1 protein-coding gene is annotated in these 1,860 nt (G+C 38.0%); it reads right to left on the bottom strand.

The genetic code is table 11. The features are described from left to right. Positions 1-276: 276 nt before the first annotated feature. Positions 277-1,017, bottom strand: a complete 741-nt coding sequence (locus ACSVH7_RS15085) for a tyrosine-protein phosphatase (RefSeq protein ID WP_438067511.1) — start codon at positions 1,015-1,017, stop codon at positions 277-279. Positions 1,018-1,860 lie beyond the last annotated feature (843 nt).

Here is a 1,860-nt window from a genome sequence, read left to right as displayed (position 1 = left end):
TTAAAATTCCAAATTCCAAATTCCAAAAAGGGGAATACTGCAAGTGAAACAAGTACTCGATAAATCTTTGTGAAGCTTAGTGGTTTCTTAGTGTTTCTTTGTGGTGGAGGGATGGCTGCAGATTACTTCTTCTATTGATTATCACTCGAGTCGCAGGTTATTTTGAAAAGTTGTTGTGGAATGGAGTGTGGGTGAAGTGGATGGTCGTGGATTTTTTTTTTTTTTGGAATAGTTGTGTTTGATTTTTTGCTTTCGTCTCAGGCAGGATTCCTTTTGTTATGGTAATGAGAAAAATTGGTTATTGGCAATGACTTCTTTGAGTCGAGCAATTTCTTTTATGTTTATTTTTTGGTCGAAAGCCTTCAAATGTTGGGCATGATGCAGATCAGAACCTACAAAATCATAACTGCCTTTTTGCAAAAGCGTATTGGCAACTTTACTAATCTCGCTACCATAATAGCCCACAGTTGCTAGTAAATTGAGTTGAAAAAAACAGCCTGCTTTTTTCAGTTTGTCATATTCCGCCATGTTCTTATGATAGAATAAATATCTTTCGGGATGGGCCAATACCGGAATGTAACCCGCCACTTTCAATTCAAATAAAATAGTATATAATTGATAAGGGGCATTGATGTATGACATTTCTACTAATACATAATTATCTTTTAGTGTTAATAAGGATTCATTTTGAAACAAGGTTAAAAAGGAGTCGTCCATTAAATACTCTGCTGCCACTCGAAAGGGAGTGTTTATGTTGGATTTTTCTAAATTTTTTGCTGTGGACGCTGCAGTATTTAGAATTTTTTCTTTTGAATTCGGCCAAACAAATTGTATCACATGCGGTGTGGTTATGATTTGTTTGGTTCCCAAATTTAAGAGTTCCTTTGTTAAAAAAACCGAGTTGTCTATTGAAGTGGCTCCATCATCAATACCGGGTAATAAGTGAGAATGGATATCGATATAATTTGACGGGATTAGTTCTTTGAGCGTGGGTTTGGGTTTGAAAAAATGTAACATTTTGCAAAAGTATACATTTAAGTGTATGTTTTAGTGTTTTACTTTCAGATTTGAATGAAAGTTTTTTGCGTGTGGAGGAATGGCCACGAAGGCTCGAATTATTTTGAAAAGTGATTAACCGCAAGGGACGCAAAGGGTTACGCAAGGTTCGCGAAGTTTTTGAGTGGATGGGAACGAAGGCTCGAATTATTTTTGAAAAGATGGTGGTTTAACCGCAAGGGGCGCAAAGGGTTACGCAAGGTTCGCGAAGTTTTTGAGGGGATGGACACGAAGGCTCGAATTATTTTTGAAAAGATGGTGTGGAATGGAACGCGGATTGAGGCGGATGTAACGGATGTTCGCGGATTTTTTTGTAAATGGGAAAGAAGGCTCGAATTATTTTGAAAAGTGATTAACCGCAAGGGGCGCAAAGGGTTACGCAAGGTTCGCGAAGTTTTTGAGGGGATGGACACGAAGGCTCGAATTATTTTTGAAAAGATGGTGGTTTAACCGCAAGGGGCGCAAAGGGTTACGCAAGGGGCGCAAAGTGTTGTGTGAGGGATGACTTATTTTTTTAACCACATAGAAGTATCATAGAAGTATAGTGTGGTAAAGAAGGCATAGCTGTTTTACTGTTCACATAGTTTTACTGGGAAGATGCAAAATGGTGAAAAGGCAAGAGGCAAGAGGCAGAAGTCAGAAGGCAAAACCTAACACCCAAAATCCAAATTCCAAAATCCAAAATCCAGATTCCAAAATTCTAATTGTATGTTCCCTATAAATCTTTGTGGGGCTTAGTGGCTTCTTTGTGTTTCTTTGTGGTTAATTTAGCAGCAGATTCGCAGATTTTTTTTTGAAAAGAGG

This window comes from Flavobacterium sp. TSSA_36 (assembly GCF_051547165.1).
In the GTDB taxonomy this organism is placed as follows: domain Bacteria; phylum Bacteroidota; class Bacteroidia; order Flavobacteriales; family Flavobacteriaceae; genus Flavobacterium.
This window is presented reverse-complemented; position numbering and strand designations above follow the sequence as displayed.